This window comes from Kocuria oceani, assembly GCF_029524215.1.
GTDB lineage: Bacteria > Actinomycetota > Actinomycetes > Actinomycetales > Micrococcaceae > Kocuria > Kocuria oceani.
On sequence record NZ_JARAMH010000002.1, the window covers coordinates 174,226 to 188,826 of the forward strand.

Genomic DNA, 14,601 nt, shown 5'->3' on the forward strand with positions numbered 1-14,601 from the left:
ACACCGCACCACCGAAGGGAAGAGCCGCCCCCCATGATCTACGCCGTGCAGATCCTGCTGGTCCTCGCCGTGGGCTACGGCGCGCTCGCGCTGATCCGCGGCGGCGCCAACGCCAAGCACCAGGCGATCCGCCGGGTCGTCGGCCTGGCCTTCTTCGTCTTCGCGGCCCTGTCCATCTTCTTCCCCGACCTGCTCACGGGCGTGGCCCAGTTCTTCGGCATCGGCCGCGGCACCGACCTGGTGCTCTACGGCTTCGTGGTGATCTTCATGATCACCCAGGCCACCTCCGCCCTGCGCAACCGGCAGCAGGAGGTCAACGTGACCCGGCTGGCCCGGCACATCGCCGTGACCGAGGCGGAGCAGCCGTGGGCCCCTGCCCCGGCCCACGCCGGACGGGCCTCGGTGCAGACCTTCGCGGAGTCCTCCCCGGGGGAGCGCCCCGCCGGCTGACCCGCGCGGGTCAGGCCTCCCGCACCACCCGGGAGAGCAGGTCCGGCCGGTCGGTCATGACGCCGTCCACCCCCCACGCCAGCAGCCGGCGCATGTCCTCCTCCCGGTCGATCGTCCACACGTCCACGCGGAGGCCGGCCTGCTGGGCGGCCCGCAGCAGCCGGGGCGTGAGGACCCGCAGCCCCAGGAGGGTGTCCGGCGGCTGCAGGCCCTGGAAGGGAAGGGCGTGGCGGTCCTGCCGCCCCAGCAGGCACAGGAGCCGGAAGGCCGCGAACTCCGTGACGGCGGCCGCCGTGGGGACCGCGCCGCCCGAGGCCCGGCGGAAGCGCCGGATCGAGGTGGTGCGGTTGGCCGCGACGAACGTGCGGTCCTCGGCGCCCGCCGCACGGATGGTCCGCCAGACGATCTCCTCCGCACCGGGGCGGTTGCCCTTGAGCTCGATCGCCACCCGGTGGTCCGGGAAGGACGCGTAGACCTCCGCCAGCGTGGGGACCCGCACCCCGCGGCCCCGCCACGGGAAGGTCTGCCCGTCGGGGGTGAACGCGTGCCCGGCGTCCAGGCGCTGCAGCTGCGCGGCGGGCAGCAGGGCGACGGCCCCGGTCCCGTCCGTCGTGCGGTCCACCGTCAGGTCGTGCATCAGCACGGCCGTGCCGTCGGCGCTGACCTGCACGTCGAGCTCCAGCACGACGTCGCCGAGGGCTGCGGCCGCCCGGAACGCCTCGAGGGTGTTCTCGGGCGCGACCTCGGCGCCGCCCCGGTGGGCGAAGGTCGTCGGCCAGTCCAGGGGCACGGGGGTCCTCGTGCCCGGTGCGGGGGAACCCACGTGCCGGACCAGGGCCGCGCCGGCGGCGCCGGTGAGCAGGTTGCCGGTGAAGGGGACGGCCGCGAGCAGCAGCGCCCGGGCCCGGGCGGCGACGCCGGGGCGGGTCCCGTGCTGCGCGGTGGTCACGTGGGTCACGGCGGTCCTTCCGGTCGACGGCGGCCATGGCCCGGGCCGCGCCGTGCTGGGGGCGCTGGGTGCGGACCTCGGACGGGGACGTCCGGTGCGGGGCACGTCCGCCCGCCCACCTTACGGCTCGCGCGGCGTGCGGCGCACGCCGGCGCGGGCGGTGGCGGCTCGCGGCCGCCCGACGGAGAGCCGCGCCGCCCAGGACCCGTTCCATGCACCTGCATCCTGCGACGGATTGTGCGTTCGCAGTCGGGAACAACGTCGCAGGTCAGCGTCGGCTGTCCACAGGGGACGGTCACGGGGTTGTGGCGGGTGCCGCCGTCTCGCCTATGTTCCTGTGCATGCGCTCCGGGGGGAGCGCTGCCGGTGCGCACCGCGCGCCGGGCACCGCGCAGGGGGTCACATGGCGGCACTGCTCTCCGAGGACGCGCTCGGGCTCGTGGAGGCCGAGGTGCGCGAACTGATCCGGCGCCGGGGACTGGACCCGGTGCTGGAGCTGGAGCGGACGCGGGAGCTGGTGGACGCCGCGGTGCGTGACTACGACCAGCGCTCGGCGCGCGGGGTGCTGCCGGCCCTGACGGATCTGCAGGCCGCCCGCCGGGTGCTGCTGGACCTGGTGGCGGGGTTCGGGCCGCTGCAGCCGCTGCTGGACGACCCCCGGATCGAGGAGATCTGGATCAACGGCCCCGCGGAGGTCTACGCGGCCCGCGGCGGGGAGTCCGAGCTGACCAGCCTGGTCCTGACCGAGGCGCAGATCCGCAACCTGGTGGAGCGGATGCTGAAGTCCTCGGGCCGCCGGCTGGACCTCTCCTCCCCGTTCGTGGACGCAGCGCTGCCGGACGGGTCCCGGCTGCACGTGGTGATCCCGGACGTGACCCGCAGGCACTGGGCGGTGAACATCCGCAAGTTCGTGGCCCGGGCCCGCCGGCTCGACGACCTGGTGGAGCTGGGCTCGCTGCCGGCCCGCGCGGCGCGCTTCCTCGACGCGGCGGTGGCCGGCGGCCTGAACATCCTCGTCTCCGGCGCGACGCAGGCTGGGAAGACGACGCTCCTCAACTGCTTGTGCGCCTCGATCGGCCCGCGGGAGCGGGTCGTGACCGTGGAGGAGATCTTCGAGCTGCAAGTGCCCCTGCGCGACGTCGTGGGCATGCAGTGCCGCCAGCCCAACCTCGAGGGCGCCGGTGAGATCCCCCTGCGGCGGCTGGTCAAGGAGGCGCTGCGGATGCGCCCGGACCGCCTCGTGGTGGGAGAGGTGCGGGAGGCGGAGAGCCTGGACATGCTCATCGCGCTCAACAGCGGGCTGCCCGGGATGTGCAGCCTGCACGCCAACTCAGCCCGGGACGCCGTGACGAAGATCTGCACCCTGCCGCTGCTCGCGGGGGAGAACATCAGCACGGGTTTCGTGGTGCCGACCGTGGCCTCGTGCTTCGACCTCGTGGTGCACTGCCACCGGGACGCCGACGGCCGCCGCCGCGTCACCGAGATCCTCGGCATCGGCAACCGGGTGGAGAACGGCGTGATCGAGACGTACCCGGTCTTCGCCGAGGGGGTCGACGGCCTGCGGGCGGTCGCCGCGGAGGCCCCGGCGGCATGGAAGTTCGAGCGGGCCGGGCACCGGGTGCGCGACCTGCTCGCCGAGGACGGACCCCGTGGGGGCACCCCGTGAGCGCCGCGCTCGGCGTGCTGATGGGCGCGGGCGTGTTCCTGCTCTGGTGGTCCTGCTGGGCGGAGGAGACGCCACGGGCGCCGCGGCGCCGACGACCCGGGCGGCTGCGCGAGCTGGTCGTGCGCGCGGACCTGCCCCAGGTCAGCCCCGCGGGGCTGCTGGCGGCCTGCGCCGGGGCCGGGGCGCTGAGCGGCCTGCTCGTCGCCGCCGTCACCGGGGCGGCCGTGCTCGGGCTGTGCGCGGGCCTGCTCGGCGCCTGGCTCCCGGCAGCGGTCGTCCGGCACCGGGCCCGCAGCCGGGCCGCGGTGCTGCGGGAGGTGTGGCCCGACGTCGTCGACCACCTGCGCTCCGCGATCCGGGCGGACATGTCCCTGCCGGAGGCGCTGATCCAGCTCCAGTACCGCGGCCCCGAGCCGGTGCGCCCGGCCTTCGCCCGCTTCGCCGCCGACTACCGGGCGTCGGGCCAGCTGCAGGGCTCGCTCACGCTCCTCAAGGACCGGCTGGCCGACCCGGTCGCGGACAACATCGTCGAGGCGCTGCGCGTGACCCGGGAGGTGGGCGGCACCGACCTCGGCAGGCTGCTCAGCACCCTCTCGGAGTTCCTGCGCGAGAACGCCCGCACCCGCGGCGAGCTGGAGGCCCGCCAGTCCTGGACCGTCAACGCCGCGCGCCTGGCCGTGGCGGCCCCGTGGATCGTGCTGCTGCTGATGGCCACCCAGCCCGCGGCCGTCCGCGCCTACGACACCCCGGCCGGTGCGCTCGTGCTGCTGGGCGGGCTGGTCGTGTCCGTGCTCGCCTACCGCCTGATGCTGCGGATCGGCGCGCTGCCCGAACCCGAGCGGGTGCTGCGATGAGCGCCTCCCCGGCCCTGCTGGTCCTCCTCGGCCTGCTGCTCGCCGCGGGCCTGTGGCTCGTGCTCACCGGGAGCCGGGCGACCGGCGGGCCGTCCTTCGCCGTGCGGATCTCCCCCCAGCTGCGCTCGGTCGAGGTCGAGTCCGCGCTGCTGGCCGGACCGGGGCTGCGCCGCGCCGGGACGCACGACCCCGCGAGCACGGTGCTGGGCTCCGTCGCCCGGGACCTGGCCCGGCGGCTGGTGCGGCACGCCGGCTCCTCGGCGCGGTTGGAGCGGCGGCTCGCGCGCGCCGGGTCCGCCGGCACGGCGGCCGACTTCCGCGCCGAGCAGCTGCTGTTCGCGACGGGGGGCCTGCTCCTGGGCGTCCTGCTGGGCCTGGCCGCCACCACCCGCTGGGGCACGGGCGCCGGGGGCGTGGTGCTGGCCGCGGCGGCCACGGCGGCGGCCGGCCACCTGCTGCGCGACCACCTGCTGAGCCGGCGGATCCGGGCCCGGGAGGCGAGGATGCTCGCCGAGTTCCCCGCCGTGGCCGAGCTCATGGCCCTGTCCGTGGGGGCGGGCGAGAGCGCGGTGGGCTCGCTCGAGCGGGTGTGCCGGGTCGCGGAGGGCGAGCTCACGGCGGAGTTCCGCCAGGTGCTGGCCCAGACCCGGTCGGGGGCGGGCCTGGTGCAGGCCCTGCAGGACTTCGCCGCGCGCACCCCGATCGCCCCGATCGGGCGGTTCGTCGACGGCATCGTCGTCGCGATCGAGCGCGGCACGCCCCTGGCCGACGTCCTGCGCGCCCAGGCCCAGGACGTGCGCGACCACGACAAGCGCGAGCTGATGGAGGCCGCCGGCCGCAAGGAGATCGCCATGATGGTCCCCCTGGTGTTCTTCGTGCTGCCGCTGACCGTCGTGTTCGCGGTGTACCCCGGGCTGGCCGTGCTGGAGCTCGGCTTCTGAGACCCCCACCGCGCCCGGCTCCGGGCGCCGTCACCACGAGAGGACACTCCATGAAACACCTGCTCCGGCCGGCCGCGCTGCTCGGCCTGCTCGCCCTGCTGCGCACCGGCCTTCTCGACCGGCTCGCCACCGGGGACCCCGACCGCGGCGACGTCCCCGGCTGGGTCATGCTGACGCTGATGTCGGCGGTGCTCGTGGCCGGGCTGCTCCTCGTGGCGCAGCCGGCCCTGGAAGGGCTCTTCCAGGACGCCATGGCCCGGGTCAGCCAGAACTGAGCATGCGGCTCGCGCGCCTGCTCCGGCCGCTGCGGGACCGGTTCCGGGGAGCCGGCGGAGCCGCGGCCGCGGACCGGGGCCACGCCGTGGTGGAGTACGTCATGGTGGCCGGTCTCGCGGCGATGATCTTCGCCGGCACCCTGCAGCTGGCGCTGGCCCTGCACGTGCGCAACACCCTCGTCGACGCCGCGGCGGCCGGGGCCCGGTACGGGACCCTGGCGGACCGGTCGCCCGAGGACGGGGTGGAGCGCACCCGCGGGATCGTCGCCGACGCCCTCGGGCCCCGCTACGCCCAGGACGTCGCCGCCTCCCCCGTGACGGTGGGGGAGGTGCGGACGCTGGAGGTCCGCGTCGTCTCCCCGCTGCCGGTGGTGGCGCTGTTCGGCCCGCCCGCCTCCCTGGAGGTGCGCGGCCATGCCGTGCTCGGCGGCTGAGCCGGGCCCGGCCGAGGACGAGGGCAGCGCGGTGGTCGAGTTCGTGGCGCTGGGGACGCTGCTGCTGGTCCCGGTCGTGTACTTCGTGCTCACGGTGGCCCAGGTCCAGGCCGGGGCGTTCGCGGTCGTGGCCGCCGCCCAGCAGGGCTCCCAGGTGCTGGCCGGGGCGGAGCCGGGAGAGCTCGCCGCCGCCGACCTGTCCGCGGCGGCGCAGCTGGCGGCCGCGGACCAGGGCTTCGGGCCCGAGCAGCTGGCCGTGCGGCTCGAGTGCTCCGACGGGAGCTGCACGAGCCCCGGCGCGGTCGCCACGGTGCACACCACCCTGGAGGTCCCGCTGCCCCTGGTGCCGGGCTTCACCGACCTGGAGGTCGCCGTGCTCACCTCCTCGGCCACGGTCGTGCCCGGGAGGTACGGGTGAGCGTGCCGGACGGGACTCCGGTCCGGGACCCGGAGGGCGGCTCGGAGGACGGCCCGGACCGCGGGCAGGTCACCATCCTGGTGATCGGCTTCGCGGTGGTCTCCCTGCTGCTGACGGTGGTGGTCATGGGTGTCACGTCCGTCTACCTGGGGGAGCGGAAGCTGCAGGTGCTGGCCGACAACGCCGCGCTCGCCGCGGCGGACACGTTCGTGGCGCTGCGCCCCGGCGGGCCCGGCGCCCCGCCCAGCACCGTCCTGGACGACGACGCCGTGGCCGGGGCCGCCGCGAGCTACCTCGACACCGTGAGCGCCTGGACGGCCACCCCGGGCCTGGCCCTGGCCGCACCGACGGGCAGCCCGGACGGGCGCACCGCCGAGGTGACCCTGAGCGCCGTCGTGCACCCGCCGGTGGTCAACCTGCTGGTGCCCGAGGGCATCGCGATCACCGCCACCAGCGAGGCCCGTGCCCAGCTCGGGCGGTGAGCGGCGTCGCCTCCGCAACGTGGTGGACGCGGCGGGCCACGGTTCTCAGCGGGCGAGAACGCCCCTGGCGCCGGGCGCCGCGCAGTTCCTACGCTGGCGGGCACCGGGGAGGACTCCCCGGACGGCACACGCACCGTCCTGCCGGCACCGTCGTCGAAGGAGAAGGCCATGGACGCTCCCGTCCGCTCCGTCATCAGCCCCGGGCGCTACGTCCAGGGACCGGGCGCCATCGCACGCCTGGGAGAGTATCTCTCCGCCATCGGGCAGACCCCCCTCGTCGTGGCCGACGACGTCGTCTGGGGGTTCGTGGGCCACGACGTGGAGGCGTCCCTCACGCGGGCCGGGATGACGGCCACGCGCGAGACGTTCCACGGCATCCCCTCGGCCGGGGAGATCGACCGGCTCACCGCGGTCATCCGGAACACGGGCGCCGACGTGGCCGTGGCCGTGGGCGGCGGCAGCACGATCGACGCGGTCAAGGCCTCCGGGTACCTCGCCGGGATCCGGTGGGTCAGCGTGCCCACCGTCGCCTCCACCGACGCTCCCACCTCGGCGCTGGCGGTCGTCTACACCGACGAGGGCGTGTTCGAGGAGTACCGCTTCTTCCCCCGCAACCCCGACCTCGTCCTCGTCGACTCCCAGCTGGTGGCCAACGCGCCCGCGACCTTCCTGGCCGCCGGGGTCGGCGACGCCCTGGCCACCTGGCTGGAGGCCCGGGCCACCGCGGCCTCGGGGTCGCTGACCATGGCCGGGGGCACGGCCACCCTCACGGGCACCGCCCTGGCCCGGCTGAGCTGGGACGTGCTGTGGGAGAACGCCCTCATGGCGATGGACGCCGCCCGGGACCACGTGGTGACCCCGGCGCTGGAGAAGGTCATCGAGGCCAACACCCTGCTCTCCGGACTCGGCTTCGAGTCGGGGGGCCTCGCGGCGGCCCACGCCGTCCACAACGGGCTGACCGCGGCACCGCAGACCCACGGCCTGGCCCACGGGCAGAAGGTCAACATCGGCTCGATCACCCAGCTGGTGCTGGAGGGGGCGCCGAGCGCGGAGATCGAGGACTTCATCGAGTTCACCACCCGGGTGGGGCTGCCCACCACGCTCACGGAGATCGGGCTGCGCCCGGAGGACACCGAGGAGATCCGGGCCGTGGCCCGGGCGGCGACCGTGGAGGGCGAGACCATCCACAGCATGCCCTTCGCCGTGCGGGCGGAGGACGTCGCCGCGGCGCTGACCTCGATCGAGCGACTGGGCCGGCGGGTGCGCGAACGCGCCGGTCTGCCCGAGCCGCAGCCCTACCGCCACGCCCACTAGCCACCGGCCCGGTCGGGCACCGCCCGGGCGGGCTCAGAAGCCGCGGGGCAGGACGGCCCGGCGGTCGAACTCCTCGGTGACGGACACGGCGCCGGCCTCGTCGAGCAGGGTGACGGCGCCGGGACCCCCGTGCTCGCCCGCGGGGATCGCGGCGCCGACGTCGGCCACGACGTTCTCCAGGCGCGCCCCGGCGGGCACCCGCACGCCGTCCAGCAGCACCGAGTGGCGGACCGTGGCGCCCTCCTCGACCACCACGCCGGGGCCCAGCACGGAGTGCTCCACGGTGCCGCGCACCGTCGAGCCCGCCGCCACCATGGACCGGCGCACGTCGGCGCCGCCCTCGATCCGGGCGGGCACCAGCTGCGGCTGGGCCGAGAGGATCGGCCAGTCCGGGTCGTCGAGGGTGACCCCCTCGCCGTCGAGCACCTGCAGGTGCGCGGTCCAGTAGGACTGAATGGTGCCCAGGTCCATCCAGTACCCCTCCAGGCGGTGCTCCACCACGGTGCGGTGGGCCACGAACCAGGGTACGAGGTCGTTGCCGTAGTCCTCGAGCTGCCCCTCCTGCTCGTGCAGCTCCTCCAGGGCCGCGAGCAGCTGGCGCGCGTCGTAGAGGAACATCTCGCCGGCCACCAGCTGTCCCTCCGGCCGCTCGGGCTTGTAGTCGAAGCCGGTCACGCGCCCGTCGTCGTCGGCCTGCACCACCCCGTAGCGGGAGGGGTCCTCGTCCACGACCGTGGTGACCATGGTCAGGTCCGCGCCCTTCTCCTGGTGGGTCCCGATCACGTCGAGGAAGTTCAGGGTGTAGAGGTGGTCGGCGCTGAGCACCAGGACGAGGTCCGGGGCGAAGTCCCGGATGAGGTCCTTCTGCCGGTAGAGGGAGTCCGCGTTGCCCTCGGCGAAGCCCGCGTCCTCGGTGCCCTCGTACGGGGGCAGGACCTGCAGGCCGCCGTGGGTGCGGTCGAGGTCCCAGGGGCGGCCGTTGGCCAGGTGCCGGTTGAGGCTGTGGGGCAGGTACTGCTGCACCACCCACACGTCGGAGATGTGGGAGTGCACCAGGTTGGACAGCGCGACGTCGACCAGCCGGTAGGTGCCGGCCACGGGCAGCGCCGGCTTGACCTTCTTCTCGGTCAGCGCGGCGAGGCGGGAGCCCTTTCCGCCGGCGAGCACGAGGGCCAGGGTCCGGGGAATGCGCATGGTGCGTCCTCTCTCTCGGCTTCATCCTGCCAGAGGGGCGGCCTCCTGGCCCGGGGCAATTTGCCCCCATGCGATAATCTTGGCTTCCATGGCCTCCCTTGACTTCCCGGCAGAGATCTCCGCCCTCCGTTCCACGTTCGCCTCCATCGAGGCCGTGAGCGATGTCGACGCGATCCGGCGGGACATCGCCGAGCTCTCGCAGCAGGCGACCGCCCCGGACCTGTGGGACGATCCCGCCGTGGCGCAGAAGATCACCTCCAAGCTCTCCCACAAGCAGTCCGATCTCGAGCGGCTCGAGAAGCTGGGCGGCCGGATCGACGACATCGAGGTCATGGTGCAGCTGGCCGCCGAGGAGGACGACCCGGAGACCCTGGAGCTGGCCGTGGAGGAGCTCGCGTCGGTCAAGCAGGCGCTCTCCCAGCTCGAGGTGCAGACCCTGCTGTCCGGGGAGTACGACGAGCGCGAGGCCGTGGTGACCATCCGCTCCGGCGCCGGCGGGGTGGACGCGGCCGACTTCGCCGAGATGCTGATGCGGATGTACCTGCGCTGGGCCGAGCGCCACGGCTACCCGACCACGGTCCTGGACACCTCCTACGCGGAGGAGGCGGGCCTGAAGTCCGCCACCTTCGAGGTGAAGGCGCCCTACGCGTTCGGCACCCTCTCCGTGGAGGCCGGCACGCACCGGCTCGTGCGGATCTCCCCGTTCGACAACCAGGGCCGGCGCCAGACCTCCTTCGCGGCCGTGGAGGTCATCCCGCTCATCGAGCAGGACGACTCGATCGAGATCCCCGAGGCCGAGATCAAGGTCGACGTGTTCCGCTCCTCGGGCCCGGGCGGCCAGTCCGTGAACACCACCGACTCCGCGGTGCGGATGACCCACATCCCCACGGGCATCGTGGTGTCCATGCAGAACGAGAAGTCGCAGATCCAGAACCGCGCCGCCGCGCTGCGCGTGCTCCAGTCCCGTCTGCTGCTGCAGCGCCAGGAGGAGGAGAGCGCCAAGAAGAAGGAGCTCGCCGGTGACGTCAAGGCGTCCTGGGGGGATCAGATGCGCTCCTACGTGCTCAACCCGTACCAGATGGTCAAGGACCTGCGGACCAACCACGAGGAGGGCAACCCCTCCGCGATCTTCGACGGCGCGATCGACGGCTTCGTCGACGCCGGCATCCGCTGGCGGGCCGATCAGCGGCACGCGCCAGCCGACGCCTGAGCCCGCCGGGTCCGCGCCGGCCGGATCTGCGCCCGTCGAGGCCACGCTCCGAGGGAGCCGGCTGAGCCCGTGCTCCCGCAGGACGGAGGAGCACGGCCGGTCGACGGGCCGGCCGTGCTCCTCCCGTCAGCGGCGCAGGAAGCGGGCCACCGCCCGGCCGGGCAGGACCCGTCCGGCGGCGACGGCCGGCGGGTCCTCCGGCGCCTCCGGCGCCGGGTAGAGCTCCTCCGCCTCCCGCAGCTTCGTGCGGTGCAGCCGGTCGGCGGTCTCCGGGAACGACGACGAGCGCGCGGGCGGCCGCGCCGTGCGGTCGCCGGCCGGGGTGACGGACCAGCCGGTGCCGGCGTCGAGCAGGGACTGGTGCTTGACCCGGTAGTAGTCTGCACTCACCTCCAGCGCCGTGCCCGCGGCCCCGCACGCGGCGGCCAGCAGGTGGAAGTGGAACCGCGAGGTCAGCCACGTCTGGCCGGCGCGGGCGGGGAAGCCCTCCTGCCACACCCGGGTGAAGGGCACGAAGTGCTCCTCGGGGATCAGGTCCGCCAGGCGTTCGAAGGCCGCGCGGTCCGCGCCCGGGATCGCCTCGAGGTAGCGCACGGTCCGGCCCGCCAGCTCGGGGCCCGTGAGGGCGGAGCGCACGGCGGCCACCGCGTCGTCCAGGACGCCGGGGTCGGCCATGTCGCTCTGCAGGCACACCCACACGTCGCCCTCCGCAGCGGGCGCCCCGGACGGTCCGGCCCGGAACCCGGCCACGTCGGGCAGCCCGAGGAAGGCGTCGTCGGGCGCCTGCCGGGCCCGGGACAGCTGCGCGCTGGGGGCGTCCCGGACGGTGACGTGGTCGAAGGCGGCGAGCGCCTCGCGCAGGGCCTCCGTGTCCGCGGCGGTGTCCGCGGCCGGGGTCAGGCCCAGACCGGTGGCCGCCAGCCGCGCGCCGGAGAGCTCGCCCAGCCGCCGCGCCGCGCGCAGCAGGCGGGCGTGGTGCGGCCAGATGGCGTTGAGGTAGCCGCCCCCGATCAGGTGCACCGATCCCGCCCGTCGGGCGCCGAGCAGGCCGAGGTCGTAGCGCGGGGAGCCCAGGGAGGTCACCACTCGATCCACGTGGGCGTCCGCGGCGGCCGGGTCCATCCCGGTCGTCTCGAAGACGAGCCGCCAGAGCGTGTCCGTGGTCCGCAGCCGCGGGTGCAGGCCGCCGAAGAGGTGGGACGCCAGCCCGGGGTGGGGGCAGTCGAGCCAGACCTCGGCGTCGGGCCGGGTGCGGGCGAGGAAGCGCAGCCACGAGGCGGCGATGAACTCGTCGCCGAAGTTCGGGTGACCGCTCGTGCCGACGAGGTAGAGGATGTCCGCCGCCGGGGACGGCGCGGAGGGGGCGATGTCCAGCATTGGCCCAGCGTACCGGGTGCCCGGGGCGCGACCTGGGACGACGCCGGGGGAGGGCCGGTGGCGTAGGATGGAGGACCGGCCGCGCGCCCCGGCGCGCGGCCGCGTTCCGTCCACACCGTTCCCGAGGGAGGAGGCCCATGGCCACGAAGGACACCGGCCGCCAGGTCGTCGCGAACAACAAGAAGGCCCGGCACGACTATCACGTCCTCGACACCTACGAGGCCGGTCTCGCCCTCATGGGCACGGAGGTGAAGTCGCTGCGGATGGGCCGCGCGTCGCTCGTGGACGGGTTCTGCCAGTTCACCGACGGCGAGCTGTGGCTCGAGGGCGTGCACATCCCCGAGTACCTCCAGGGGTCCTGGACGAACCACTCCGCCCGGCGGCGCCGGAAGCTGCTGCTGCACCGCAGCGAGATGGACAAGATCGAGCAGAAGGTCCGGGAGACGGGCTTCACGATCGTGCCGCTGTCCCTCTACTTCGTGGACGGCAAACGGGTCAAGGTGGAGATCGCCGTGGCCAAGGGCAAGAGGGAGTACGACAAGCGCCAGGCCCTGCGGGAGAAGCAGGACAACAGGGAGGCCCAGCGGGCCATGCGGTACAAGAACCTGGGCTGAGCTCCGGCACCACGTCCTTGCACGCCCACATACCGCGCGGTAGACTGGGACATCCCGCTGCGGCGGGGTGCTTGGAAACAGAATACGGGGATGATCGGTTTCGACGATGTGAGTTGAGACAGGGGAAGCGGGTCGAGGACGCAGAGTTATCTCGTAAACGCTCTCTGTAAAACAATAGTTGCCAATTCCAACAGCAACGCCACCGCAAAGTCTGACCTCGCGCTCGCCGCGTAACCAGACTTAGGTGACTGTCAGCCCGGGTTCGCCTTCGACCCGGGGCCTGGCATCAGCTAGAAGGCCACTGCTCCAGCCGTTCGTCGCGGGCGTCTGGAGAACACTTGCGCGACTGAGTCCGTCGGCCACGGGTCTGCACGAGGGCCGGGACTGAGAAAACGCCACGCAGACTGCACCCGGAGAAGCCCTGACAAAGCTGCATCGGACGGGGGTTCAATTCCCCCCATCTCCACGATTCCCCGACCGGGGAGCGCCGCGAGGCGCTCCCCGGTTTTTTCGTGCCCGGAGCTCCTGCGCCGGCGGGCCGGGGAAGGGGCCCGGGGCCGGGCGCCCGGCTCGTGGCCGGGCCGGGAGATGGGCGGCGACCGGGGGCGGTGTGACAAGCTGGAGGTGTACCGCCGACGACCGAAAGGGCAACGCCATGAGCCAGAACGACAACACGCCAGACCAGGGCGGCACGGGTGCCGGCGGGTCGTCGAGCTACGGCGGCCAGGGCGGGCCCGAGTACGGCCAGCGCACCGAGGGCGCCCCCTCCGGGCCGTCCTACGAGGCGCCGCGCTACGGCCAGGGCGGGGACCAGTACTCGTCCCCGCAGTACGGCCAGGGCCAGTACGGCCAGGGTCAGCAGGGCCAGTACGGCGGGGGACAGTACGGCCAGGATCAGTACGGCCAGGGTCAGCAGGGCCAGTACGGCGGGGGACAGTACGGCCAGGACCAGTACGGACAGGGTCCGTACGGCGCCGGTCAGTACGGTCAGGACCAGTACTCCCAGGGGCAGTACGGCGGCCAGGGCTATCCCGCCCAGTACCAGCAGGGCCAGGGCTACCCGGGGCAGCAGGGCCAGTACGACATGGGCCAGTACGGCGGGGGCGCGAAGCCGCAGGGCACGGGCCTGGGCATCGCCGCCCTCATCCTGGGCATCGTGTCCCTGCTGACCTGCTGGTTCGTGCTGGGCCTCGTGCCGGGGCTCGTGGGCCTGGTGCTCGGCATCGTGGCCGTGCGCAAGCTCGGCCGCACGCCGGGGGCGTCCAAGGCGGTGCCCATCATCGGCATCGTGCTCAGCGTCCTGGGCATCCTGGCGAGCATCTTCTTCCTGGTGATCTTCGGGGCGCTGTTCGGGGAGATCGGCCCGGCGATGGAGGCCTGCAACCAGTACTCGTCGGACCCGACCGCCTTCCAGCAGTGCATCGAGCGCGAGATGGGACTCACCACCCAGAACCTCTGAGCGCCGCCGAGGACGCGTGGGGCCCGCACCGACCGGTGCGGGCCCCACGCGTTCCCGTGCCGGAGCACCCGGCACGGCACCGGGCGCGGACACCGGGCTCCGCCGGGCACGGCGGACCGGGACCCGGGGACCGGGGTTCAGGAAGCGGGCGTGAGCAGCTCCAGCACCTCGTCGTGCAGCAGGCCGTTGCTGGCCAGCGCGCTGCCGCCGAAGGGGCCGGGCTCGCCCTCGAGGGAGGTGAAGCGGCCGCCGGCCTCCTCGACCACAGGCACGAGCGCGGCCATGTCGTGCAGGTTCAGCTCGGGCTCGCACGCGATGTCCACCGCGCCCTCGGCGAGCAGGCAGTAGGACCAGAAGTCGCCGTAGGCCCGGGTCCGCCACACCTCGTCGGTGAGCTCGAGGAAGCGGTCCCGCACCCCGCGGTCCCGCCACCCGGTCAGGGAGGAGTAGGACAGGGAGGCGTCGGAGAGCCGCCCGACCTGCGAGACCCGGATGCGCTGGGCGTTGGCCAGGGACTTGCCGGTGAACGCCCCGGTCCCGGACGCGGCCCACCAGCGGCGCCCGAGCGCGGGCGCGGAGACCACCCCGACCACGGGCCGGCCCTCGTCGACGAGGGCGATCAGCGTGGCCCAGACCGGCACGCCGCGCACGAAGTTCTTGGTGCCGTCGATCGGGTCCACGACCCACTGGCGGGCCCCGTTGCCGGTGGTACCGTACTCCTCGCCGATGACGGCGTCCCGGTTGCGCGTGCGCCCCAGCTGGGCGCGGATCAGCTGCTCGGCCTCGCGGTCGGCGTCCGTGACCGGGGTCAGATCGGGCTTGGTCTCCACCGTCAGGTCCTGGGCCTTGAACCGGCGCATGGTCAGACGGTCCACGGCGTCGGCCAGGATGTGGGCGAGGCGGAGGTCGTCGGTGTAGTTGCTGGGGCTGCGCATTGCTCCAACCTACCCCGAACCGGTACCGT

Annotated in this window: 16 protein-coding genes and 1 other RNA gene; 13 read left to right on the forward strand and 4 right to left on the reverse strand. The window is 74.0% G+C overall.

Features of this window, described 5'->3' with window-relative positions; all coding sequences use genetic code 11:
* Positions 1-33 precede the first annotated feature (33 nt).
* Positions 34-450: a DUF2304 domain-containing protein gene (locus PU704_RS02735; protein WP_047802468.1), complete on the forward strand. Its 417-nt coding sequence runs from the start codon at positions 34-36 to the stop codon at positions 448-450.
* A 10-nt stretch (positions 451-460) separates the two neighbouring features.
* On the opposite strand, the gene PU704_RS02740 is transcribed toward PU704_RS02735, so the two are convergent.
* Positions 461-1,408 (reverse strand): glycerophosphodiester phosphodiesterase family protein, encoded by a 948-nt coding sequence (locus PU704_RS02740; protein WP_277550038.1) that lies wholly within the window; start codon positions 1,406-1,408, stop codon positions 461-463.
* Positions 1,409-1,802: 394 nt separating this feature from the next.
* Here PU704_RS02740 and PU704_RS02745 point away from each other — a divergent pair, with 394 nt between their 5' ends.
* The 8 genes from PU704_RS02745 (at position 1,803) to PU704_RS02780 (ending at position 7,783) form a co-directional block, all read left to right on the forward strand.
* Positions 1,803-3,065, forward strand: a complete 1,263-nt coding sequence (locus PU704_RS02745) for a TadA family conjugal transfer-associated ATPase (protein ID WP_277550039.1) — start codon at positions 1,803-1,805, stop codon at positions 3,063-3,065.
* Positions 3,062-3,919, forward strand: a complete 858-nt coding sequence (locus PU704_RS02750; RefSeq protein ID WP_277550040.1) for a type II secretion system F family protein — start codon at positions 3,062-3,064, stop codon at positions 3,917-3,919. The genes PU704_RS02745 and PU704_RS02750 overlap by 4 nt, the downstream gene beginning before the upstream one ends.
* A complete protein-coding gene (locus PU704_RS02755; RefSeq protein ID WP_277550041.1) occupies positions 3,916-4,860 on the forward strand; it encodes a type II secretion system F family protein in 945 nt (314 codons plus the stop codon). Before PU704_RS02750 ends, PU704_RS02755 begins: the two co-directional genes overlap by 4 nt.
* 50 nt (positions 4,861-4,910) lie before the next feature.
* Positions 4,911-5,135, forward strand: coding sequence for a hypothetical protein (locus tag PU704_RS02760; RefSeq protein WP_075872031.1), 225 nt, complete (start codon positions 4,911-4,913; stop codon positions 5,133-5,135).
* 2 nt (positions 5,136-5,137) lie between these two features.
* Complete coding sequence (locus PU704_RS02765) at positions 5,138-5,569, forward strand: TadE family protein (protein WP_338130210.1); 432 nt, start codon at positions 5,138-5,140, stop codon at positions 5,567-5,569.
* Complete coding sequence (locus PU704_RS02770) at positions 5,550-5,987, forward strand: hypothetical protein (protein WP_277550042.1); 438 nt, start codon at positions 5,550-5,552, stop codon at positions 5,985-5,987. Before PU704_RS02765 ends, PU704_RS02770 begins: the two co-directional genes overlap by 20 nt.
* Positions 5,984-6,469, forward strand: coding sequence for a pilus assembly protein TadG-related protein (locus PU704_RS02775; protein ID WP_277550043.1), 486 nt, complete (start codon positions 5,984-5,986; stop codon positions 6,467-6,469). Before PU704_RS02770 ends, PU704_RS02775 begins: the two co-directional genes overlap by 4 nt.
* A gap of 168 nt (positions 6,470-6,637) precedes the next feature.
* Positions 6,638-7,783 (forward strand): glycerol dehydrogenase, encoded by a 1,146-nt coding sequence (locus PU704_RS02780; protein WP_277550044.1) that lies wholly within the window; start codon positions 6,638-6,640, stop codon positions 7,781-7,783.
* A 33-nt stretch (positions 7,784-7,816) separates the two neighbouring features.
* Here PU704_RS02780 and PU704_RS02785 read toward each other — a convergent pair whose 3' ends face one another.
* Positions 7,817-8,977 carry a glucose-1-phosphate adenylyltransferase family protein gene (locus PU704_RS02785; protein WP_277550045.1) on the reverse strand — a complete coding sequence of 387 codons (1,161 nt, stop codon included), beginning with the start codon at positions 8,975-8,977 and terminating at the stop codon, positions 7,817-7,819.
* Between the two features lie 88 nt (positions 8,978-9,065).
* Here PU704_RS02785 and prfB point away from each other — a divergent pair, with 88 nt between their 5' ends.
* Positions 9,066-10,187: a peptide chain release factor 2 gene (gene prfB, locus PU704_RS02790; RefSeq protein ID WP_277550046.1), complete on the forward strand. Its 1,122-nt coding sequence runs from the start codon at positions 9,066-9,068 to the stop codon at positions 10,185-10,187.
* A gap of 126 nt (positions 10,188-10,313) precedes the next feature.
* Here the strand turns inward: prfB and PU704_RS02795 are convergent, their stop codons facing one another.
* Positions 10,314-11,564 (reverse strand): polysaccharide pyruvyl transferase family protein, encoded by a 1,251-nt coding sequence (locus PU704_RS02795; RefSeq protein WP_277550047.1) that lies wholly within the window; start codon positions 11,562-11,564, stop codon positions 10,314-10,316.
* 137 nt (positions 11,565-11,701) lie between these two features.
* On the opposite strand from PU704_RS02795, the gene smpB reads away from it, so the two are divergent.
* The 3 genes from smpB to PU704_RS02810 all read left to right on the forward strand — a co-directional run bounded on the left by smpB (position 11,702) and on the right by PU704_RS02810 (position 13,637).
* A complete protein-coding gene (gene smpB, locus PU704_RS02800; protein ID WP_047802487.1) occupies positions 11,702-12,178 on the forward strand; it encodes an SsrA-binding protein SmpB in 477 nt (158 codons plus the stop codon).
* Positions 12,179-12,264: 86 nt separating this feature from the next.
* Positions 12,265-12,647, forward strand: a transfer-messenger RNA (tmRNA) gene (ssrA, locus tag PU704_RS02805).
* Between the two features lie 186 nt (positions 12,648-12,833).
* Entirely contained in the window at positions 12,834-13,637 is an 804-nt protein-coding gene (locus PU704_RS02810) for a DUF4190 domain-containing protein (RefSeq protein WP_277550048.1), read from the forward strand.
* A 137-nt stretch (positions 13,638-13,774) separates the two neighbouring features.
* On the opposite strand, the gene hisN is transcribed toward PU704_RS02810, so the two are convergent.
* Positions 13,775-14,572: a histidinol-phosphatase gene (gene hisN / locus PU704_RS02815; protein WP_047802488.1), complete on the reverse strand. Its 798-nt coding sequence runs from the start codon at positions 14,570-14,572 to the stop codon at positions 13,775-13,777.
* Positions 14,573-14,601: the final 29 nt, after the last annotated feature.